Origin of the sequence: Microbacterium sp. ABRD28 (genome assembly GCF_003850245.1) — a bacterium.
In the GTDB taxonomy this organism is placed as follows: Bacteria; Actinomycetota; Actinomycetes; order Actinomycetales; family Microbacteriaceae; genus Microbacterium.
Genome location: NZ_CP031015.1, coordinates 1,285,708 through 1,308,058 on the forward strand (window position 1 = coordinate 1,285,708; position 22,351 = coordinate 1,308,058).

At 71.1% G+C, this 22,351-nt stretch carries 16 protein-coding genes; 14 read left to right on the forward strand and 2 right to left on the reverse strand.

Going from position 1 to position 22,351, the window contains the following annotated elements:
* Nucleotides 1–25: 25 nt before the first annotated feature.
* The gene (locus DT073_RS06305; RefSeq protein WP_124292619.1) at nt 26–1,564 is read left to right on the forward strand and encodes a polysaccharide deacetylase family protein; all 1,539 of its coding nucleotides are present in this window, start codon (nt 26–28) and stop codon (nt 1,562–1,564) included.
* 34 nt (nt 1,565–1,598) lie between these two features.
* Here DT073_RS06305 and DT073_RS06310 read toward each other — a convergent pair whose 3' ends face one another.
* A complete protein-coding gene (locus DT073_RS06310; RefSeq protein ID WP_240638830.1) occupies nt 1,599–3,050 on the reverse strand; it encodes an NCS2 family permease in 1,452 nt (483 codons plus the stop codon).
* Nucleotides 3,051–3,138: 88 nt separating this feature from the next.
* On the opposite strand from DT073_RS06310, the gene DT073_RS06315 reads away from it, so the two are divergent.
* From DT073_RS06315 to purH, 3 genes are read left to right on the forward strand one after another with little or no spacing between them, the layout of a single operon-like run.
* Nucleotides 3,139–4,557 carry a cell division protein PerM gene (locus DT073_RS06315; protein ID WP_205783045.1) on the forward strand — a complete coding sequence of 473 codons (1,419 nt, stop codon included), beginning with the start codon at nt 3,139–3,141 and terminating at the stop codon, nt 4,555–4,557.
* A 4-nt stretch (nt 4,558–4,561) separates the two neighbouring features.
* Nucleotides 4,562–5,188: a phosphoribosylglycinamide formyltransferase gene (purN, locus tag DT073_RS06320; protein ID WP_124292621.1), complete on the forward strand. Its 627-nt coding sequence runs from the start codon at nt 4,562–4,564 to the stop codon at nt 5,186–5,188.
* 41 nt (nt 5,189–5,229) lie between these two features.
* Nucleotides 5,230–6,834 carry a bifunctional phosphoribosylaminoimidazolecarboxamide formyltransferase/IMP cyclohydrolase gene (gene purH / locus DT073_RS06325; RefSeq protein WP_124292622.1) on the forward strand — a complete coding sequence of 535 codons (1,605 nt, stop codon included), beginning with the start codon at nt 5,230–5,232 and terminating at the stop codon, nt 6,832–6,834.
* A gap of 97 nt (nt 6,835–6,931) precedes the next feature.
* Here purH and DT073_RS06330 read toward each other — a convergent pair whose 3' ends face one another.
* A complete protein-coding gene (locus tag DT073_RS06330) occupies nt 6,932–8,365 on the reverse strand; it encodes a dihydrolipoyl dehydrogenase family protein (RefSeq protein WP_124292623.1) in 1,434 nt (477 codons plus the stop codon).
* Nucleotides 8,366–8,645: 280 nt separating this feature from the next.
* On the opposite strand from DT073_RS06330, the gene DT073_RS06335 reads away from it, so the two are divergent.
* The 10 genes from DT073_RS06335 (at nt 8,646) to DT073_RS06380 (ending at nt 22,243) form a co-directional block, all read left to right on the forward strand.
* Nucleotides 8,646–9,668, forward strand: coding sequence for a LacI family DNA-binding transcriptional regulator (locus DT073_RS06335; RefSeq protein WP_124292624.1), 1,023 nt, complete (start codon nt 8,646–8,648; stop codon nt 9,666–9,668).
* Between the two features lie 41 nt (nt 9,669–9,709).
* On the forward strand, nt 9,710–10,999 hold the full coding sequence (locus DT073_RS06340) for an extracellular solute-binding protein (protein WP_124292625.1): 1,290 nt from the start codon (nt 9,710–9,712) through the stop codon (nt 10,997–10,999).
* Nucleotide 11,000: 1 nt separating this feature from the next.
* A complete protein-coding gene (locus DT073_RS06345) occupies nt 11,001–11,987 on the forward strand; it encodes a carbohydrate ABC transporter permease (protein WP_124292626.1) in 987 nt (328 codons plus the stop codon).
* Nucleotides 11,984–12,823, forward strand: a complete 840-nt coding sequence (locus DT073_RS06350) for a carbohydrate ABC transporter permease (protein ID WP_124292627.1) — start codon at nt 11,984–11,986, stop codon at nt 12,821–12,823. Before DT073_RS06345 ends, DT073_RS06350 begins: the two co-directional genes overlap by 4 nt.
* Nucleotides 12,820–13,914 carry a glycoside hydrolase family 130 protein gene (locus tag DT073_RS06355; protein WP_502697161.1) on the forward strand — a complete coding sequence of 365 codons (1,095 nt, stop codon included), beginning with the start codon at nt 12,820–12,822 and terminating at the stop codon, nt 13,912–13,914. Before DT073_RS06350 ends, DT073_RS06355 begins: the two co-directional genes overlap by 4 nt.
* 35 nt (nt 13,915–13,949) lie before the next feature.
* Nucleotides 13,950–15,995, forward strand: coding sequence for a hypothetical protein (locus DT073_RS06360; RefSeq protein ID WP_124292629.1), 2,046 nt, complete (start codon nt 13,950–13,952; stop codon nt 15,993–15,995).
* Nucleotides 15,996–16,088: 93 nt separating this feature from the next.
* Nucleotides 16,089–17,765, forward strand: a complete 1,677-nt coding sequence (locus DT073_RS06365) for a DNA-3-methyladenine glycosylase 2 family protein (RefSeq protein ID WP_240638789.1) — start codon at nt 16,089–16,091, stop codon at nt 17,763–17,765.
* Nucleotides 17,762–18,277 carry a methylated-DNA--[protein]-cysteine S-methyltransferase gene (locus tag DT073_RS06370; protein WP_124292630.1) on the forward strand — a complete coding sequence of 172 codons (516 nt, stop codon included), beginning with the start codon at nt 17,762–17,764 and terminating at the stop codon, nt 18,275–18,277. Before DT073_RS06365 ends, DT073_RS06370 begins: the two co-directional genes overlap by 4 nt.
* 259 nt (nt 18,278–18,536) lie before the next feature.
* Nucleotides 18,537–20,429: an ABC transporter ATP-binding protein gene (locus tag DT073_RS06375; protein WP_124292631.1), complete on the forward strand. Its 1,893-nt coding sequence runs from the start codon at nt 18,537–18,539 to the stop codon at nt 20,427–20,429.
* Nucleotides 20,426–22,243, forward strand: a complete 1,818-nt coding sequence (locus tag DT073_RS06380; protein WP_124292632.1) for an ABC transporter ATP-binding protein — start codon at nt 20,426–20,428, stop codon at nt 22,241–22,243. The genes DT073_RS06375 and DT073_RS06380 overlap by 4 nt, the downstream gene beginning before the upstream one ends.
* Nucleotides 22,244–22,351 lie beyond the last annotated feature (108 nt).

Sequence of the window (22,351 nt, forward strand, 5' to 3'; positions counted from 1 at the left end):
GCGGGGCTCGCGGGACCGCCGCATCGTGTTCCCCGTCGTCCTGATCGGCGCACTCGCTCTCGTCGCGTGCGCACCGGCGACGGATGCCGCCTGGCGGCCGACCGCCTTCCCCGCCGCCCGGGTGGCGGTGACGGAATTCCCCGCCGCCATCGATCCCGCAACGGTGCCGGCGCTTCGACCGATCCGCATCCGCAACGACGAGGTGGGGGTCCAGGCCCGGGTGGCGCTCCTGCCCGGCCGCACGCCGCTGAACGACCGTGTCGTCGGCGCGGTGCGCGAGGCGATCGGCGCCCGCGAAGCGGCCACCGGCGTCTCCTACGCACCCCAGGTTCAGGCGCGCGGGGCGGGACTCGGAGAGCGGATGTGCATCACCGGATCGACCCGGCTTCCTGCCGCCGAGCTGCTCGCCGACCCCCGTCTCGGACCGGTCAACGGTTCGGGCACCGCGGTGGCCTGCGACATCGTCGTCGCCGCCGGACCCTACCTCGGGGTGCGGGTGCGGACGGTCTCCGGCGATGCGGCGACGATCGGCGGTGATACCTCGACCACGCTCTACACCGACCTCCGCACCGGCGAGACCCTCTCGGCCGACGCGCTGTGGACCCCCGAGGCGGGGCCCGCGCTGTGGGGAGACATCGTCGAGGCCCTCCGGCGCGACGCGGGCGCGCTGAGCCTCGCTCCGGTCCAACCCCCTGACGAGGCGGGGCTCGCCGTCATCGGCGCGGCGCTCGCCCGTTCCGTCCCCGCCGGGGGCGCCGTCGTCATCGAGGTGCCGGCCGGATTCAGCCCGCCCGAACTGCAGGCACTCGGCATCGCCGCGACGACCGAGCCGATGCCGGTCGCGGTACCGCTGGAGGTCGCGGCGCCGTATCTGACGCCGTTCGGAGCGGGCCTCGTCGGCGCCGTGGCATCCGCTCTTCCCTACGAAGCCCCGGCGAGCATCCCCGCCGGTGCCGACGCGATCGACTGCGAACTCGTTCCCTGCGTGGCGGTGACCTACGACGACGGCCCGTCGGAGTACACCGCCGGCATCCTCGACGAGCTCCGTGCCCGCGGGGCTGCCGCCACGTTCTACGTTCTGGGCGAGAAGGCCCGGGGCTGGGCCGATACGCTGCGCCGCATGCGCGACGAGGGGCACGAGATCGCCAACCACTCGTGGAGTCACCCGAGCCTCCCCTCTCTCACCGATGAGCAGGTCGCCGCACAGCTGCGCGACACGAGCGCTGCCATCCAGAACGTGGTGGGGACGCGTCCGACGAACTTCCGTCCGCCGTACGGCGAGTACAACCAGAACGTCCTGCGGATCGCGGGGCTGCCGGCGATCCTGTGGGATGTCGACACCTTCGACTACCAGCGACCCGAGGTCGACACGCTCATCTCGCGGGCTGTCGACGCCCCCCGTCCGGGCTCCATCGTGCTGATGCACGACATCCACCCCGGCACCGCGGCCGCCGCCGCCGCCACCTACGACGGACTGCTCGACCGCGGCTTCTCGCTGGTGACGGTCACGCAGATCTTCGAAGGCGACGTACCGACGTCCGGGGCATGGACCTCGGGGCGCTGACCCACAGCGCCGGCCTGCTGCCCTTTCGGGAACGTCAGGCGCCCAGGAGGGCCTCGATCGGGCCGCGGGCGAAGTAGACGACGAACCCGGCCGACACGATCCACAGCAGCGGACTGATCTCCCGCGCCTTCCCGGCGAAGACCCGCACGATCACCCACGAGACGAAGCCCGCGCCGATGCCGTTGGCGATCGAGTAGGTCAGGGGCATCACCGTCACGGCGAGGAAGACCGGCAGCAGCACCGAGAAATCGCTGAAGTCGATCGCCCGGATCTGCGACATCATCAGGGCGCCGACGATCACCAGCGCCGCCGCGGCCACCTCGGTGGGCACGATCGACACCAGCGGCGTGAAGAACATGGCGACGAGGAAGAGGCCACCGGTGACGAGGTTGGCCAGGCCCGTGCGGGCTCCCTCGCCGATGCCGGCGCCGGACTCGATGAAGACGGTGTTGGACGACCCGGAGGTGTACCCGCCCGCGACCGCGCCGACACCCTCGACGATCAGCGCGGAGCGCAGGCGCGGGAAGTTCCCCTGCGCGTCGGACAGGCCGGCCTCCTTCGCCAGGCCCGTGAGGGTACCCATGGCGTCGAAGAAGTTCGTGAAGACCAGCGTGAAGACGAGCATGAGGGCGGCGAGGATGCCGATGCGGGCGAACGCGCCGAAGAGATCGACCTGTCCGACCAGCGCGAGGTCGGGCAGGCTCACCCACTGTGCGGGGAGCTCGGGCACCGACAGCCCCCAGCCGCCCGGAGTGTCGACGGCCGAGCCGAGGTTCCACACCGCCTCGACGATCACCGCCAGCACGGTGCCGCTGACCAGTCCGATGAGGATGCCGCCCCGCACCCGTCGTGCCATGAGGATGCCGGTGAGCAGCAGCGTGAAGACGAACACCAGCGTCGGGATCGTCCCGATCGAGCCTTCCACTCCGAGCCCGACCGGGGGTGAGCCGACACCGGTCGCGGTGACGAACCCGGCGTTGACGAACCCGATGAAGGCGATGAAGAGACCGATGCCGACCGTGATGGCGAGCTTCAGCTGCAGGGGCACGGCGTCGAAGATCATGCGGCGCAGGCCCGTCGCGGCCAGGAGCACGATGATGAGACCGTTGATGATCACCAGGCCCATCGCCTCGGGCCAGGTCACCTCACCCACGACCGAGACGGCGAGGAACGAGTTGATGCCGAGGCCCGCGGCGAACCCGAACGGCAGTCGGGCGACGAGGCCGAACAGGATCGTCATCACGCCCGCCGTCAGTCCCGTCACCGCCGAGAGCTGAGCGAAGTCCAGGCTGTTGCCGTCGACGTCGACACCGCTGGAGAGGATGATCGGGTTCAGGATGACGATGTACGCCATCGTCACGAACGTGACCACCCCGCCACGGACCTCGGCGGCGACCGACGAGCCTCGCTTGGTGATCTCGAAGAACCGGTCGAGCCGGTTCTTCGAGGTGCCGTCGTCGTGCCGGTTCGATGTCGCGGCGCCGATCGTCGGCGCGTCAGATGTGTTGCTCACTGAGACCTCCCCCTCGACGTTAGCGGGTTCCGGCGGCACCGATCGGTAGGGTCGTTGAGGCATGCAACGCTTCGTGGTCGCTCTTCTCGCCGCCGTCGACGCCGCAATCGCGGCGGCGATCGGCCTTGCGCTGATCCTCGCGCCGGCGACGCTGCTGTGGGTGTTCGGGTTCGGCACCGCCGCCGACTGGTCGGCGCTGTGGGCGGCGACCGCCTCGGTGTGGCAGCTCGGCCATCTCGTGCCGCTGGACATCACGCTTCCGCCGATCTACCTCACCGCCGCCGGCATCGACGAGGCCGCCGCATCGTTCTCGCTCTCGCTCGCACCGCTCGCACTGACGGCCCTGACCGCGGGCCTCGCCGCGCGGACGGGCGTGCGGGCTTCACGGTCGGAGGCGTGGGAGAGCGGGCTCATCGGCGGGATCGGCGTCTTCACGGCGCTCGCCGCGGGCATCGCGGTCACCGGTGCCAACCCGCTCGCCGCCACACCGCTCGGGGTCGTGATCGCCCTTCCGGCCCTCGTCTTCGCGATTCCGGCGACCCTCGCCGCGCTCATCACCGAGTGGCGGGAGGCCGACGTCGGACTCATCGCCCGCGGCCGCGACGCCCTCGAGATCCGGATCGGCGAGGCGGGTCTCGCGGCGGTGTCGGAGACCACGCGCGGCGTCGGGATCGTCGTCACCGGGTTCGTCGGGGCGGGTGCTGCCCTCCTCACCGTGGCGCTCGTCGCCCGCGGCCCGCAGGTGGTCGCCCTCTCGCAGGCCGGCAACGCCGACGTGCTCGGCGCGAGCGTCATCGCGCTCGGCCAGCTCGCGTATCTGCCGACCCTGATCATCTGGGCGTCGTCCTTCATCGCCGGGCCCGGCTTCGCCGTCGGCGCGGCGACCACGGTCGCCCCCGCCGGCACTCAGGTGGGGGTTCTGCCGCCGGTGCCGCTCCTGGGCGTCATCCCCGAATCGACCACCTCGTGGCTTCTCCTCCTCGCGCTCGTACCGGTCGCGCTCGGAGCGCTCGCGGGATGGATGGTGCGTTCGCGCCTGGTCGCCGACCACCCGCGTGCGATCGCCGACGGGTGGGGCCTGCGGGCGACGATCGCCGGCGCGATCGCCGTGCTGTCGGGGGGCGCCGCGGCGCTCCTCGCGCAGCTCGCCGGTGGCGCGATCGGGCCGGGGGCGCTCGCACAGGTGGGACCGGCGCCCGGCGCAGTCGGTCTGGCCGTCGGCGTCGAGGTGCTCGTCGGGGCCGCGATCCTGCTCGCGCTGCCGTCCGGTCGGGGGAGCGGCGACGATGATGCCGAGGGGTGGCGGGTGGGGGAGCCGGACCCGACGGTTGAATCCGAGACTCCGCCGGCGGACACCGCGTCGGATACGGCTCCCGTGGCCGGCGCAGCGGACGACGAGCCCGCCGGGAACCCCGACCAGACCGACACCCAGCCGCTCTTCCCGCACCCCCGGCGCGGCGGAGGCTCGCCGCTAGACTAGGCCGGTGCTCACCGTCGCGGTCCTCATCTCGGGCGCGGGGTCCAATCTCCGGGCGCTCCTCGAGGCCGCGGCTGAATCCGACTATCCGGCGCGCATCATCGCCGTCGGCGCCGACCGCGAGGCCGACGGATTCGCCCACGCCGAGACCTTCGGCGTGCCGACCCTCCTCGTGCCGTGGCGCGGTGCCGCCGAGCGTGAGGCGTGGGGGGTCGAGCTCGACGCGCAGCTGCGCGTCTGGAACCCCGACCTCATCGTGTTGAGCGGGCTCATGCGCCTCCTCCCCGCCGCCTTCGTCGAGTCGTGGAGCCCGCGCATCATCAACACCCATCCCGCGTATCTCCCCGAGTTCCCGGGAGCGCACGCGGTGCGCGATGCCCTCGCGGCCGGCGCGACCGAGACCGGGGCCAGCGTCATCCTCGTCGACACCGGCGTCGACACCGGTCCGATCCTCGCTCAAGAGCGTGTGCCGATCCTTCCCGATGACGACGAGCACCGCCTGCACGAACGCATCAAGCCCGTCGAGCGACGCCTCATGATCGACGTGGTCCGCCGGATCGCGACCGGGGAGCTCGACCTCGCTCGCGCCGCGGTTCCCGGCACGCCCGCGTCACCGACATCCGCTCCCGCCTGACCCCTCGCCCCGACACCCCGCTCGCCTCGAGAAGGAGACCCATGGCCGGCCCGAGTCACGACCCGTCCCTGTACCGCGACCGCGATGTCGTGCCGATCCGCCGCGCACTGGTGTCGGTCAGCGACAAGACCGATCTGCTGCCGCTCGCCGAGGCCCTCGCCTCGTCCGGTGTCGAGATCGTCTCCACCGGATCGACGGCGGCGACGATCCGCGACGCCGGCTTCCCGGTGACCGACGTCTCGTCCGTGACCGGCTTCCCCGAGTCGCTCGACGGGCGTGTGAAGACCCTGCATCCCGCAGTGCACGCGGGACTCCTCGCCGATCTGCGGCTGGAAGACCACGAGCGTCAGCTCGCCGAACTGGGCATCGGCGCGTTCGAGCTCGTCGTGGTGAACCTCTACCCGTTCGTCCAGACCGTCGCCTCCGGCGCCGAGGGTGACACGGTCGTCGAGCAGATCGACATCGGCGGTCCCGCGATGGTGCGCGCGTCGGCGAAGAACCACGCCAATGTCGCGATCGTCGTGTCACCCGAGTCGTATCCCGCCATCATCGAGGCTGTGCGCGGCGGCGGCACCACCCTGACCCAGCGGCGCGAGCTCGCCGCCCGCGCGTTCGCGCACACCGCCTCGTACGACACCGCCGTGGCCGCCTGGTTCGCCGAGGGGACGCTCGCCGAGGAAGACCTCCCGGCGCACCTGACGATCAAGGCCGAGCGGCTGGCGACCCTCCGCTACGGCGAGAACGCGCACCAGCGCGCGGCGATCTACACCCGTGTCGGCGGACACGGCATCGCCCAGGCCACCCAGCTGCAGGGCAAGGAGATGTCGTACAACAACTACGTCGATGCCGATGCGGCGCTGCGCGCGGCGTTCGACATGGTCAAGCCCGCGGTGGCGATCATCAAGCACGCCAACCCGTGCGGCATCGCCGTCACGGCGCCGAACGCCCTCGATCCGATCGCCTCCGCGCACCTGCGCGCACACGAGTGCGACCCGGTATCGGCCTTCGGCGGCGTCATCGCGGCGAACCGGACCGTCACGCTGAAGATGGCCGAGAACCTGCGCGACATCTTCACCGAGGTCATCGTCGCGCCCGACTTCGAGCCGGCGGCGCTGGAGGTGTTCCGGCTGAAGAAGAACCTGCGCATCCTGCAGCTGCCCGCCGACTGGCGGCAGGAGCGGATGGACGTGCGTCTCGTCTCGGGCGGCCTGCTGCTGCAGGACGCCGACCGGTTCCCCGACGACATCGAGTCGGTCGCGAAGGACTGGCAGCTGGTGTCGGGCGACAGGCCCGCGGAAGAGGAGATGACGAATCTCATCTTCGCCTGGAAGGCCTGCCGCGCGGTGAAGTCGAACGCCATCGTGCTGGCGAAGAACTCCGCCACGGTCGGCATCGGGATGGGACAGGTCAACCGGGTCGACTCCTGCCGTCTCGCCGTCGAGCGGGCGGGGGACCGTGTGAGCGGTTCGGTCGCGGCATCCGATGCCTTCTTCCCCTTCGCCGACGGGCCGCGCGTGCTCATCGACGCCGGCGTCTCGGCGATCGTGCAGCCGGGCGGATCGGTGCGCGACGACGAGGTCATCGCCGCTGCGCGCGACGCCGGAGTGACGATGTTCTTCACCGGGGAGCGCCACTTCTTCCACTGAGCGCGCACGGCGCTCGGCGTTGCATCCTCGCCCCGGGGCGAGTCGCGCGCGGGGAGCGGGTGGGCGAGGGGCGGCGCGGAGTGACGGTGCCGCGAGCTCAGACCGCCGTCGGGCGGCCGTACTCCTCGAGGAAGCGGAGCCACACCTCGCTCACCGTCGGATACGACGGCACCGCATGCCACAGCCGCGAGAGCGGCACCTCGCCGACGACGGCGATGGTGGCGGAGTGGAGCAGCTCGGCGACATCGGGCCCCACGAAGGTGCCGCCCACGAGCACCTCGCGCTCGGTGTCGATGATCGCGCGCGCGCGACCGACGTAGTCGTCCGACACCGTCGATGCCCCCGCGACCCACGACAGGTCGTAGTCGATCACCCGCACCGGCAGGCCCGCCTTCTCGGCAGCGGCGGCGGTGAGTCCGACCGACGCGACCTCGGGGTCGGTGAAGGTCACCTGCGGCACCGCGGCGTGGTCGGCGGTCGCGACGTGCGCGCCCCAGGGGGCGTCGTCGACCGGCGCGCCCGTCGCGCGTGCGGCGATCACGTCGCCGGCGGCACGGGCCTGGTACTTGCCCTGGTGGGTGAGGAGGGCGCGGTGGTTGACGTCGCCGACGGCGTAGAGCCAGTCGGTGCCGCGCACGAGCATCGTGTCGTCGACGTCGAGCCAGGTCCCCGACTCCAGGCCGATGCTCTCCAGACCCAGGTCGGTCGTGCGCGGCACGCGGCCGGTGGCGACGAGCACGCGCTCGGCCGCGACCTCCGAGCCATCGGACAGCTCGAGCACAGCGAGCCCGTCGTCGGCGGCGCGGGCGCGGGTGACGTCGACGTTCGTCCGCACGTCGACCCCGAGCCCGCGAAGCGACTCCTCGACCATCTCTCCCGCGAACGGCTCGGTGCCCCCGAGCAGCCCCGAGCGGGCCACCAGCGTCACCTCGGTGCCGAAGCCGGCGTATGCGGTCGCCATCTCGGCGCCCACGACCCCGCCGCCGAGGACCGTCAGGGATGCGGGAGGATTCTGCACCGCGGTCGCATCGCGACTCGTCCACGGCTCGATGTCGCGCAGCCCCGGGATATCGGGAAGAAGCGCCGCCGAGCCGGTGCAGAAGGCCACCGCGTGTCGGGCGACGAGGATCGTGTCGATGCCCTCGTCATCGGTCACGATGACCCGCTTCTCACCGTCCAGACGCGCGTGGCCGCGGACGAGGTCGATCTTCGCCTTCTGGAGCCACTGCACCTGCGAGTCGTCGTTCCATTCGTGGGTGATGCCGTCGCGGCGACGCAGCACCGCCGAGACGTCGAGGTCTCCCGTCACCGCCTGCTTCGCGCCATCCACCGCCTGCGCCGCGCGCAGTGCCGCGGCGCTTCGCAGCAGCGCCTTCGACGGCATGCACGCCCAGTACGAGCACTCGCCGCCGACGAGCTCGGCTTCGACGATGACGGTCTTCATTCCCCCTTGAACCGCTCGGTCGGCCACGTTCTCGCCGACCGCTCCGGCGCCGACGACGACGACGTCGTACTCACGGATGATGTCCATGGACCCGACCCTAACGCCGCGCACCCGCGCGCGGGCGAGGTTGCGGGTCCTTCCCTCGAGCCACGCACGTCGGAGATTCGCGCGTAGTGCGGAGCTTCCAGCGCGTTCACGCCGAAGATGACCGCATTCTCCGAAGTTCGGGCGAGGAGAGCGGCCATGCGCTGAGGAGGGGCGCTGGGCGGAGGGGAGCCGCGCCGAGGGGTTGCGCACAACGCTAAACCGCTTTAGGGTAGCTCTTAACCGGTTTAGGACACCGGCTGACGACACGAAGAGGTGACGGATGACGCAGCACGGCCGCCCCACCATCGCCGACGTCGCACGCCGTGCGGGGGTCAGCAAGGGCCTCGTCTCGTTCGCCCTCAACGACCGTGCCGGGGTCGCCCCCGACACGCGTGAGCGCATCCTCTCCGCTGCCGCCGAGCTCGGCTGGAGCCCGAACCTCCGCGCCCGCTCCCTCAGCGTCGGCCGCGCTTTCGCGTGCGGCCTGGTGATCGGGCGCAGCCCCGACGTCATCGCCGCAGACCCGTTCTTCCCGTCGTTCATCGCCGGTGTCGAGGACGAGTTCTCGGTGTCGGGCCAGGTGCTGGTGCTCGCCGCGGCGACCCCCGGTCGACAGGAGGCCGAGACGTACCGGGGCCTTGCTGCCGACCGACGCGTGGACGGCGTCATCCTCTCTGACCTCCGCGCCGGTGACGAGCGCATCGCGCTCATCGGCGAGTTGGGTCTTGCCGCCGTGACCCTCGGGGTCCCCGACGTGGCGAGCCCCTTCACCTCGATCTCGGTCGACGACGGCGCGGGCATCCGCCTGGCCGTCGACCACCTCGCCGACCTGGGGCACACCGACATCGCCCATGCGGCCGGTCCCTTCTCGATGCTGCACGGACGGCACCGTGCGGCGGCGTTCGAAGAGGCGGCGGCGGCCCGCGGCATCCGGTCCCGCATCGTCGAGACCGACTTCAGCGCGGCAGACGGCGCTCGCGTCACGGAAGAGCTGCTGGATGCCGCGGCGCCGCCGACCGCGATCGTGTACTCCAACGACAACATGGCCATCGCCGGTCTCGGGGTCGCCCAGCGGCGCGGCCTCGACGTCCCGCGCGACCTGTCGATCACCGGCTTCGACGACACCGAGATCGGTCGTCACGTCCACCCCGCCATCACGAGCGTCTCCACCGACGCCCGCGGCTGGGGCGCGGCGGCGGCGCGGGCGCTGCTCGAAGCCATCGCCGGTGCCGAAGCCGGCGCGATCGACCTCCCCGACCCCCGGCTCGTCGTGCGCGCCTCCACCGGCGCGCCGCGCGGCTGACACCACCCGCGGGCTCCGCCCGCACGCACAAGGAGATGAACATGCGACGACGCATCATTCCCGTGGCGGGAGCCGCCGCGGCCATCCTCGCCCTGAGCGCCTGCAGCGGCGGCAGCGGCGGCGGCGGAGCCGGCGGCATGGACAGCCGCGGCGACATCACGATCTGGTACTCCAACAACGAGGCCGAGATCGCCTGGGCCGAGCAGATGGTCGAGGCATGGAACGCCGAGAACGCCGACGAGCAGATCACCGCTCAGGAGATCCCCGCCGGCTCCTCCAGCGAAGAGGTCATCAGCGCGGCCATCACCGCCGGAAACGCCCCCTGCCTGATCTTCAACACCTCGCCCGCGGCCGTGCCGGAGTTCCAGCGCCAGGGAGGGCTGGTCGATCTCACCGAGTTCGAAGACGGCGAGGAGTACATCACCGAGCGCTCGGGCGACCTCGCCGAGCAGTACCGCTCGGAGGACGGCGGCTTCTACCAGATGCCGTGGAAGAGCAACCCCGTGCTGATCTTCTACAACAAGGCGCTCTTCGCCGAAGCCGGGCTCGACCCTGAGAACCCGTCGCTGTCGACCTACGACGAGTTCCTCGAGACGTCTCGCACCCTCAGCGAGGCGGGCGTGGCCGAGTACGCCATCAACCCCGCACCGACGAGCGAGTTCTTCCAGTCGTGGTTCGACTTCTACCCCCTCTATGCCGCGGAGACCGGCGGCACCCAGCTGGTCGAGGACGGCGCCGCGACCTTCGACAGCCCCGAGGGCGAAGCGGTCGCCGACTTCTGGCGCACCCTCTACGCCGAGGGCCTGGCCGGCCAGGAGCAGTACCAGGGCGACGCGTTCGCAGACGGCTACGCCGCCATGGCCATCGTCGGCCCGTGGGCCATCTCGGTCTACGGCGACACCGTGGAGTGGGGCTCGGTTCCGGTCCCGACCTCCGGCGGCACCGCGCCCGAGGAGACCTGGACCTTCAGCGACGCCAAGAACGTCGGCCTCTTCACCGCATGCGAGAACAAGGGCACGGCGTGGGACGTGCTGAAGTTCGCCACCAGCGAGGAGCAGGACGGACTGTGGCTCGAGGCCACGGGCCAGATGCCGCTGCGTCAGGATCTCACCGGCACCTACCCCGACTACTTCGCCGCGAACCCCGCCTACGAGCAGTTCGGCGATCAGGCCTCGCGCACCGTCGAGGTGCCCAACGTGCCGAACTCGGTCGAGATCTGGCAGACGTTCCGCGACGGATACTCCGAGGCGGTGGTCTTCGGCGAGGGCGAGATCCCCACGTTCCTCTCCGACACCGCGACCGAGGTCGACGACCTGGCGGCGGGAGACTGAGATGACCGTCTCCACCGGCACTCCCGGTCAGGGCGCCGACGCGCGCCCCGACCGGGAGGCGCCCGGACGGGACGGCGCAGAAGGGCCCGATCGACCGAAGGGGATGCTGCGCCGCATCCTGGGTTCGCATCCGCTGGGCCTCGTCTTCGCCGCGCCGTATCTGATCTTCATCGGCGTCGTCTTCGCGTACCCGATCGTGTTCGCGGTGTGGATGTCGTTCCACGATTACTTCTTCGCCGCGCCCGGGGCGGTCGTGGACCGCCCGTTCGTCGGGTTCGACAACTACGTCACGGTGCTGAGCGACCCCGACGTCTGGCGCTCGTTCGGCAACGTGGGGATCTTCCTCGTCATCAACGTGCCGCTGACGGTGGCGCTGTCGATGCTGCTCGCCACGGCGCTGGATCGCGTCGCGCGCGCGAAGACCTTCTTCCGCGTCGCCTACTACGTCCCCTACGTCACCGCGTCGGTGGCCGTGGTCGCGGTGTGGCTGTTCCTCTTCTCGGGCAACGGACTGGTCAACAACATCCTCGGTCCGCTCGCACCCGACCCGTCCTGGCTGATCAACTCCGCGCTGGCGATGCCGACGATCGCCCTGTTCGTCACGTGGAAGGGGCTCGGGTTCTACATCCTGCTCTACCTCGCGGCGCTGCAGAACGTGCCCCGCGAGCTCTACGAGTCGGTGTCGATGGACGGCGGTGGCCGCATCCGGCAGTTCTTCTCCGTCACGGTGCCGAGCGTGCGCCCCGCCACACTCCTCGTCGTGCTGCTGGCGACCATCACCGGGGCGAACCTCTTCACCGAGCCGTACCTGCTCACCGGCGGGGGCGGACCCAACGGCGCGTCCACCTCCCCGGTGCTCCTGATCTATCAGCGCGGCATCGAGCAGGGGAACCCCGACATCGCCGCGGCGATCGGGGTCATCCTCATCATCTTCGTGCTGATCATCGCGGCGCTCCAGCGTCGCTTGGTAGGAGGGGAGGACCGATGAAACGCGCACTCGGCAGTTCCGCCGCGATGTACGTCGTGCTGAGCCTGGGCGCTCTGGCCTTCCTCTTCCCCTTCTACTACATGGTGATCGGGTCGCTGCAGACGACGGTCGACCCGTCGCCGAGCGGGGCGTTCCCCGACCCCGGCAACCTGACGCTCGACAACTACGGCGCCATCAACGCGCGGATCGACCTGCTGCAGGGCCTGGCCAACTCGGGCATCTTCACCGGCGGCGTGATCCTCGGCACCGTGGTGTTCGGCGTGCTCGCCGGGTACGCCCTGGCGGTGCTGCACTGGCGGGGGAGGAGCGCCACCTTCTCGCTGGTGCTGCTGGTGCAGGTGATCCCATTCCAGCTGCTGATGATCCCGCTCTACGTGATGATCGCGCGGGATTACGGGCTCGCCGACTCCTACGCCGGCATGATCCTGCCGTTCTTCATCAACTCCACCGCCGTCATCATCTTCCGTCAGTACTTCCTGCAGCTTCCCAAAGAGCTCTTCGACGCCGCCCGCATCGACGGCGCCGGCGAGCTGCGGCTGCTGTGGAACGTCGCGCTGCCGCTCGTGCGCCCGGCGCTCCTGACGGTGGTGCTGCTGACCTTCATCGGCCCGTGGAACGAGTTCCTCTGGCCCTTCCTCATCACCAAGGAGGCCTCCATGCAACCCCTCGCGGTGTCGCTGGCGAACTTCCTGTCGAACATCGCCGCGTCCACCGCCAACCCGTTCGGCGCGACCCTCGCGGGCGCCGTCGTCCTGGCCGCGCCCGCCGTCGCGCTGTTCCTCGTCTTCCAGCGCTACTTCACCAGCAACGACCTCGGATCCGGAGTGAAAGGATGACCATGACATCCCCCCTGACCACCGTTCCCTATCGGATGACCCGCGTCGGCGTCGTGATGACACCGACCCCCGGCGACCCGCAGGAGGCCGAGGGGGTGCTGAACCCCGCCTCGGGTCGCAGGCCGGACGGCACCCTCTACCTCCTGCCCCGGCTCGTCGCCGAGGGCAACGTCTCACGGGTCGGCCTCGCCCGCGTCGTGCTCGACGACGGCGTGCCGGCGGGAGTCGAGCGCGAGGGTGTCGTGCTCGAGCCCGACCGCGGGTGGGAGCGGGGAGCCGACAACGCCGGCGTCGAAGACCCCCGGGTCACCTGGATCGAGACCCTCGGGCTGCACGTGATGACCTATGTCGCCTACGGTCCGCTCGGGCCCCGGACCGCGCTCGCGGTCTCGCCCGACCTCCGTCAGTGGCGCCGCCTGGGTCCCGCGCTGTTCCGGTACGACGACGCGCTCGACATGGACCTGAACCTGTTCCACAACAAAGACACCGTGTTCTTCCCCGAGCCGGTGTCCGCACCCGACGGCACGCTCAGTCTCGCGGTGCTGCACCGTCCCATGTGGGATCTCGGTGAGACCAGGCCCGGCCAGGGTGTGCGGGTGCCCGCCGGTGTCACCGACGAGCGCCAGTCGATCTGGATCAGCTACGTCCCCCTCGATGCGGTGCGCGAAGACATCGCCAACCTCGTGCTGTGGGAGCAGCACCGCTTCGTCGCGGGGCCGGAGTTCCCCTTCGAAGAGGTCAAGATCGGCGGCGGCCCGCCGCCGCTTCGCGTGCCCGAGGGGTGGCTGGTGCTCCACCACGGGGTGACGGGCGTCATCGACAACGCTTTCTCGCAGCAGCAGAAGGTCAACTACGCCGCCGGGGCGCTGCTGCTCGACGCCGACGACCCGAGCCGGGTGATCGCGCGCACCCCCGAACCGCTCCTGCGGCCCGAGACCGACGACGAGCGCAGCGGCATCGTGCCGAACGTCGTCTTCCCGACCGCGATAGAGGAGATCGACGGACGCCATTTCGTCTTCTACGGCATGGCCGACTCCAAGATCGGCGTCGCGCTTCTGGAGCGCACCGACGCCCCGATCGAGGGGGCATGACCGTCCGAGCATGGCCGACTGAAAAGGAGAAGCACATGAACATGCACGCACGACGAGGTGCGCGCTGGGCCGTCACCGGCGCCGCCGTTCTCGCCCTCACCGTGGGGCTCGTGAGCCCTGCGGCGGCGACGGCGACGGCGACGCCGCCGGCGACGGCTGCGGTGGCGACATCCGTCCCGTCCGCTCCGCTGACGAACCTCGCGCACCTGGACTTCCTGCTCGACCAGGCGACCCCGCCCGCAGACGTCGAAGGGCACACCACCTACCGCCTGGCCGAGGAACCCACCCTGACCTTCCCCTGGACCTACGCCGACGCCCGTGACGGCGGCACGTTCGAGCGGGTCGGCGGCGGGCCCCTCGATCCTGCGACCGGATACTGGGGTCAGGGGGCGTACAACGCCGACGACATCTCCCGCGCCGCGGTGGTGTACCTCCGGCACTTCGAGCAGACGGGCGACGAGGCGAGCGCCGACAAGGCGTACGAACTCCTGCGCGGGCTCACCTACATGCAGACCGTGACCGGCCCGAACGCCGGCAACGTCGTGCTGTGGATGCAGCCCGACGGCACCCTGAACCCCTCGGCCGAGCCGATCGAGCTGCCCGACCCGTCGGACTCGGGCGCCAGCTACTGGCTCGCCCGCACGATCTGGGCGCTCGGCGAGGGCTACGCCGCCTTCGCCGACGTCGACCCCGCGTTCGCGGCATTCCTCGACGAGCGGCTCGACCTCGCTCTGCAGGCCCTCGACCGGCAGGTGCTCTCGCGTTACGGCGAGTGGACCGAATCCGACGGACTGCGCGTTCCGGCGTGGCTGATCGTCGACGGAGCGGATGCCTCGGCTGAGGCCGTGATCGGACTGGCGGCGCGGGTGGCCGCCGGACCCGACGCGCCCGCGGCGCGCGACGCGCTGGCCAAGCTCGCCGACGGTATCGCGGCGATGTCGGCCGGTGACGAGAAATCGTGGCCCTACGGCGCGGTGCTCCCGTGGGCGCAGTCGCGGAGCATGTGGCACGCGTGGGCGTCGCAGATGCCGGCGGCTCTCGCCGTGGCATCCGATGTCCTCGACGACCCGTCGCTGCTCGAACCCGCCGTGGCCGACACCGCCGTCTTCACCCCGACGCTGCTGACCGCCGGCGGGGCGGACAACGGCTGGTTCCCCAGCCCCACCGACCGGGTGCAGATCGCGTACGGTGTCGACTCCCGGGTGCAGTCGCTGCTGTCGGTGGCGGATGCCACGGGCTCGGCCGGTCTCGAGGGTCTCGCGGGTCTGCAGGCGGCCTGGTACTTCGGTGCGAACCGGGCGGGGGAGCCGATGTACGACGCCGCGACCGGTGTCACCTACGACGGGCTCCAGCCCGACGGCTCCATCAACCGCAACAGCGGTGCAGAAAGTGCCATCCACGGCCTGCTGACGATGCTCGCCCTCGATGCGCACCCGGCGGTCGCGGCGCGCGCCACGGCGCTGACGACCGTCGCCGCGCAGGACGGACTGCGTGTCGTCGAGGCCGAGACCGCCGTGACCACCGACGGCACCGTCACCACCCCTGAGTCGTGGACGGGCGAGTCGAGCTGGTCGGGTGACGCCCTGTCGCTCGCCCCGGGGGAGGAGGCGACCTGGGATGTCGGTCCGGCAGACACGCGGCGCTGGCTCGAGCCGGTCGTCTGGTCCGACCCCGGCGAGACGTCGAGGTCGACCTGGCGGTCGGGCGGGCAGCTCACGGTGACAGGACCCGCGCAGGGCATCTCGCCCACACCGGGCGTGCTGCTGCCGTATGCGTTGACCGCCCCGCTGTCGGCGAACCGCGACGAGGTCAGCGTGAAAGCCCTCAGCGGTGAGCTGATGCTCGACGCGATCCTCGTGCGCCCGTGGCTATCGCGACTCGTCCTCGAGGGAGACGGGGCGCGCACCGAGCTCGTGCAGTCCACCGCGACCGGCGCGCAGCGTGCATCCCTCGGCGCCGTCGGGGTCGAGTCGACGATCCGCGTCTTCGACGAGACCGGAGAGCTCGTGCGCACGACGTCGGTGACGGGCGAGACGAGCGTGGTCGTCCCGCGCGGGGGGTTCGCGCTCGCCGAGGGCTGAGTCCCGAAGACACACGGGGGTGGGTGCCTGGGCGCCCACCCCCGTGTCCGATTTCCGCCGGAATGTGTCCCCCGATCGTGACAGGCTGGGGTCATGACGACTCCCGAGACGGCGCCTCCGCCGGTGCAGGGCACGCCCCGCGAGATGGGCTTCGCCGAACGCTACCGGGTCATCCGGTCGCGCGACCGGCGCTTCGACGGGCAGTTCGTCACCGCGGTGCGCTCGACGGGCATCTACTGCCGGCCCAGCTGCCCCGCCCGCACGCCCAAAGAGCAGAACGTCACCTTCTTCGCCACCTCGGCTGCCGCACACGAAGCCGGCTATCGCGCGTGCAAGCGCTGCCTGCCCGAAGCGGCGCCCGGCTCGCCCGCCTGGGACGTCCGCGGCGACCTCGCGGCCCGCGCCATGCGGCTCATCATCGACGGCGTCGTCGACCGCGAGGGAGTACCCGGCCTCGCCCGGCGACTCGGCTATTCGGCGCGCCACCTCACCCGTCTGCTCACCGCCGAACTCGGTGCCGGCCCCCTCGCCCTCGCCCGCGCGCAACGCGCCCACACCGCCCGCACCCTGCTCGTCGGCACCGACCTGTCGTCGGCGGATGTCGCGTTCGCGGCGGGATTCTCCAGCGTCCGCCAGTTCACCGACACGATCGGCGAGGTGTTCGGGATGCCGCCGCGCGACCTCCGCGCCCGGCGCCAGGGCTCCCCGGGGTCGGCCGTCGTCCCCGGGACGAGCGACCTCGCCCCCGGAACGATCGATCTCGCTCTCCCGCTTCGCGGACCCATCGACACCGCGGGACTGTTCGGCTGGATGCGCGCGCACGCCGTTCCGGGTGTGGAGCGCGGTGACGCGACATCCTTCGCCCGGGTCGTGCGCCTGCCGTCCGGACCCGCCTGGTTCGAGGTGCGCGAGGAGGCCGGCAGGCTGCGCCTGCGCGCCCGACCGTCGTCGCTGCACGACCTCAGCACCCTCATCGCCCGGGTGCGGCGGCTGTTCGACCTCGACGCCGACCCGCTGGCCGTCGACGAGGCGCTGTCGATCCACCCCGAGCTCAGGGCCGCGGTCGCGGACATCCCGGGTGTGCGGGTCCCGGGCGCGATCGACGCCGACGAGATGCTGCTGCGCGCGATGATCGGGCAGCAGATCAGCGTCGCCGCCGCGCGCACGATGCAGGGGAGGCTCGTCGCGGCCCTCGGCGCCGAGGTCGACACTCCCGAGGGATCGATGACGCTCTTCCCCGATCCGGCGGTGATCGCCGACCGCGGCCACGAGGTGCTGCGGGGCCCGGCGGCGCGCGTGCGTGCGGTGATCGCCGCCGCCGCGGCGCTCGCCGACGGCTCGCTGACGCTCGGGCCGGGCGACGACCGGGCCGAGCAGCGCCTGCGGCTCCTCGCCCTCCCGGGGGTCGGACCGTGGACGGCCGACTACGTCCGCATGCGCGTGCTGGGTGACCCCGACGTGCTGCTGCCGGGCGACGTCGCCGCCCGCACCGGGGCGGCAGCCCTCGGCCTCCCCGCCGACCCGCGCAGCTTCACCGCGTGGGCCGAGCGCACCGCGCCCTGGCGCAGCTACGCGATGGCCCACTTCTGGTACGCGGCACCCGTGACGCGCGCCTGGCGCGCCGACGCGGGCACCAGGGAGATCCCCGCCAGCACGGGCACCCGCAGGGCCGACCCCGTGCCCGGTGCCTCACCCGCCCCACCCGTTACCCTGCGCCCCACCGATCCTGCACCCGTCACCGCACCGACCCGCCGGAGGACCGCCTCATGAGCACCGCGATCATCCAGACCCTCGACACACCCGACGGACCCTTCACGATCCTCGAGAGCGAGGGTCACGTCGAGGCCTCGGGGTGGACCGCCGACCACGCCGCACTCCTCGCCCGCCTCGCCCCGGCTCACCGTCCCGACGCGGTCGCCGAGGGCGACACCGCGGCGGCCGTCGCCGTCACCGCCTACTACGCCGGCGACGTCGACGCGATCGACGCCGTCCCGGTCCGCCAGCACGGCACGGCCCTGCAGCGAGCCGGGTGGGAGGCGCTTCGCGGCATCTCACCGGGGCAGCCGCTCACCTACACGGCGTTCGCCGCCCGGCTCGGCAACCCCCGCGCCGTCCGCGTCGCGGCCTCGATCTGCGCGCGCAACGCGCCGGCGCTCTTCGTCCCCTGCCACCGCGTGCTCCGCTCCGACGGCACCCTCGGGGGGTTCGCGTGGGGACTCGACGTCAAGCGTTCGCTCCTCGATCGCGAGAGCCGGTTCGCCCTGGCGCGAACTGCCTCTTGATCACAGCCTCCTCCCAGGTTTAGTCTGGAGGGCTGTCGCGACCGCGGCGGCTTCGGATCACCCCACACCCTGGAGGATGCCATGTATCAGGTCGACCACGTCGCGAAGATCGCCGCCGTCCTCCCCGCGGCGCGGTAGCTCGCAGCTTTCGGGTTCTCTTCCGGCATAACCGCCGCGCTCCGAGCGTTTCGCTCGAGCAGCGCTTCTTTCCGCGTCTCGCCACGAGTGAGCGCTTCTCCGCCACGTCCCACCAAGGATCATGACCTCCTCCGCTCCGCCCGCGTCATCCGCGAAAGCCCACCTGTCCACCGCCCGCGCACTCGCGCGGCTGCTGCCGTTCGTCCGCCCGGTGCTCCCGCGCCTCGCCCTCGGCGCCGGCAGCGCGCTCATCGCCAGCCTGCTCGCCCTGGCCATCCCGCTCGTCCTCGAGGCGATCATCCAGGGGCCGATCAACTCCGGTGACATCGGCCTCATCGGCTGGGGTGCCGCCGCCATCCTCGGGCTCGGCATCGCCGAGGCGGCGATGGTGTATCTGCGTCGCTGGTTCGTGCTCGCCCCCGCCACGATGGTGGAGTACGAGCTGCGCCAGACGTTCTACTCCCGCCTGCAGCGCCTCCCGGTCTCCTTCCACGATCGCTGGCAGTCAGGACAGCTCCTCAGCCGGATGATGCAGGACATCAGCACTCTCCGCCGGTGGATGGCCTTCGGCCTCGTGCTGCTCGTGGTGAACGTGCTGACGATCGTCGTCGGCACCGCGCTGCTCTTCCGCTGGCACTGGCTCCTGGGCACCGTGTTCCTCGTGGTGTCGGCGCCGCTGTGGTACGCCGGCTACCGGTTCGAGAAGGCCTACGGCACCCTGGCCCGCCAGAGTCAGGACCAGGCCGGCGACCTCGCGACGTCCGTGGAGGAGAGCGTCCACGGCATCCGTGTGCTGAAAGCCTTCGGTCGGGGCAAGCACGCCCTGCAGAAGTTCGCCCGCCAGGCCGAGACCCTCCGCCAGACCGAGCTGCGCAAGGCCCGCGCGGTCGGATGGATCTGGTTCTGGCTGGTCATCCTGCCCGACATCGCCTTCGCGCTGTGCCTCGGCACCGGCATCTACCTCGCCGCGACCGGCCAGCTCGACGTCGACGCCCTCATCGCGTTCTTCGCCATGACCACCGTGCTGCGCTGGCCGATGGAATCGATCGGGTTCCTCTTCTCCTTCACCCTCGACGCGCGGACGGCCACCGACCGCATCTTCGAGGTCTTCGACGAGGAGAACACGATCACCGACCCCGCCCGACCGGTGCAGCTGTCGAACGTGCGCGGTCAGCTCGCTTTCGAAGACGCCCACTTCCGCTACCAGGACGCCGGCGCCCACGAAGCCGACCTGCTCAACGGCATCGACCTCGTGCTCGAGCCGGGGGAGACGATGGCGCTCGTGGGGCTGACCGGAAGCGGCAAGACCACACTCACCACGCTGCCGACGCGTCTCTACGACGTCACCGGCGGGCGGGTGACCCTCGACGGGACGGATGTCCGCGACCTGACCCTGAAGGAGCTCCGCCGTCACATCGGCATGGCCTTCGAAGACGCGACGCTGTTCTCGCAGACTGTTCGCGAGAACATCCTCCTGGGGCGCGAAGATCTCGAGCCGGGCTCGGAGGAGGCCGAGCGCATCCTGCACGAGGCACTCGGGGTCGCGCAGGCGAGCTTCGTCTACGACCTCCCCGACGGGGTCGACACCGTCATCGGCGAGGAGGGGCTGAGCCTCTCGGGCGGCCAGCGTCAACGTCTCGCGCTCGCGCGGGCAGTGGCAGCCCGACCCAGCGTGCTGGTGCTGGATGACCCGCTGTCGGCGCTCGACGTCGACACCGAGGCGCTCGTCGAAGACGCGCTCCGCGTCGTGCTGAAGGACACCACCGCCCTCGTGGTGGCGCACCGGCCCTCGACCGTCATGCTCGCCGACCGCGTCGCGCTCCTGGAAGCGGGACGTGTCACCGCGGTGGGCCGCCATTCCGACCTGCTGCGCGAGAGCGAGCATTACCGGCACGTCATCTCCAGCCTCGAGCTCGCCGAGCGCGAGGCGCGTGACCCTTCGGATGTGCTCGAGGCCTCGTCCGAAGACCGCGAGAAACCCTTCGATACCCTCGAGAAGGAGGTGACCCGATGAGCACGGCCACCGTCACCGGAACCAGCGGCGAAGACCGCTCCGACTACACCCGGGAAGAGAGTCGCGCCATCCGGCGCCGCTCGCTCCGGCTCCTCGGGTCGCTGATCGCCCCCGTGCGCTGGCAGCTGGTGCTCGCCGCCGCGGTGCTCGTCGTCTCCACGGCGCTGCGCGTCGCCGGCCCCGCGCTCATCGGATTCGGCATCAACAACGCCCTGCCCGCCGTGGTGGACCGCAACGACTGGATGCCGACCATCATCGTCGTGGGCCTCTACCTCGTCAGCGGCATCGGCGGAGCCGCCCTCATCGGGTGGTACGTGGTGGTCGCCGCGCGTCTGACCCAGGCGGTCATGCTCGACCTGCGCAAGCGGATCTTCCTGCACACCCAGAAGCTGAGCCTGGAGTTCCACGAGTCCTACACGTCGGGCCGCATCATCTCGCGGCAGACGAGCGACCTCGACACGATCCGCGAACTCCTCGACGGCGGGCTGAACGAGCTCGTCTCCGGCATCCTCTTCGGTCTGTTCACCCTCATCGCGCTGCTGCTCGTGGACTGGCAGTCCGGCGTCATCCTCATCATCATGGGGATTCCGCTCTTCCTCCTCATGCGCTGGTTCTACAAGCGCTCGCAGATGGTCTACCGCCAGTCGCGGGTGGTGAGCGCGTCGGTGATCGTGAAGTTCGTCGAGTCGATGACGGGTATCCGGGCCGTCAAGGCCTTCCGGCGCGAGGAGCGCAACGACAAGGAGTTCGGCGACCTGGCCCTCAGCTACCGCGACGTCAACATCCGCTCCATCCGCCTGTTCGGCACCTTCGAGCCGGGCCTGATGGCCGTGGCCTCGGTCGCCATCGCGATGGTGGTGCTCTGGGGCGGCATCCGGGTGTCGACCGGGGCGCTCGGGCTCGGCTTCCTGCTGTCGGCGGTGCTGTACGTGCGCAACTTCTTCTCGCCGCTGCAGGAGGTGGCGTTCTTCCTGAACTCCTACCAGTCCGCCGTCGCGGCGCTGGAGAAGGTGTCGGGCGTGCTGGAGGAGCAGCCGACGGTTCCCGACCCGAAGCGCCCGGTCGACCTGTGGTCGGCGCGCGGCCACGTGAGGTTCGACGGCGTCACCTTCGGATACGGCGATGACCGCGTCATCCTGCCCGACTTCAGCCTCGATATCCCCGCTGGCCAGACGATCGCGCTCGTCGGCACGACCGGGGCGGGGAAATCGACGCTGGCCAAGCTCGTCTCGCGGTTCTACGACCCGACGATCGGTTCGGTGTCGCTCGACGGGGTGGACCTGCGCAACCTCCACCCGAAAGACCTGCGGCGCGCGATCGTCATGGTCACGCAGGAGGCGTACCTGTTCAGCGGGACGGTCGCGGACAACATCGCCCTCGGCAAGCCCGACGCCACCATGGACCAGATCCGTGCCGCGGCGCGGGCGGTCGGCGCGGAGGCGTTCATCGAGAAGCTGCCCGACGGGTACGACACCGACGTGAACAAGCGCGGCGGCCGGGTCTCGGCGGGGCAGCGTCAGCTGATCTCGTTCGCCCGTGCGTTCCTCGCCGACCCCGCGGTGCTGATCCTCGACGAGGCGACGGCGTCGCTCGACATCCCGAGCGAACGCGCGATCCAGGAAGCGCTGCAGACCCTCCTCGCCGATCGGACGGCGATCATCATCGCCCACCGCCTGTCGACCGTCGCGATCGCCGACCGGGTGCTGGTGATGGAGCACGGCCGCATCATCGAGGACGACGCCCCCGACGTGCTGATCAACGGCGACGGCAAGTTCGCCCAGCTGCATCGGGCGTGGCGGCAGTCCCTGGTCTAACGCGCGCGTCGGTCAGTCCGGGAAACCCCTGCCCCGGTTGTCGGAGATTCGCTCCGTTGTCGGAGCTCGAGAGGTTTTGGGTGCCGACAACGCGCGGATTCCCCGACG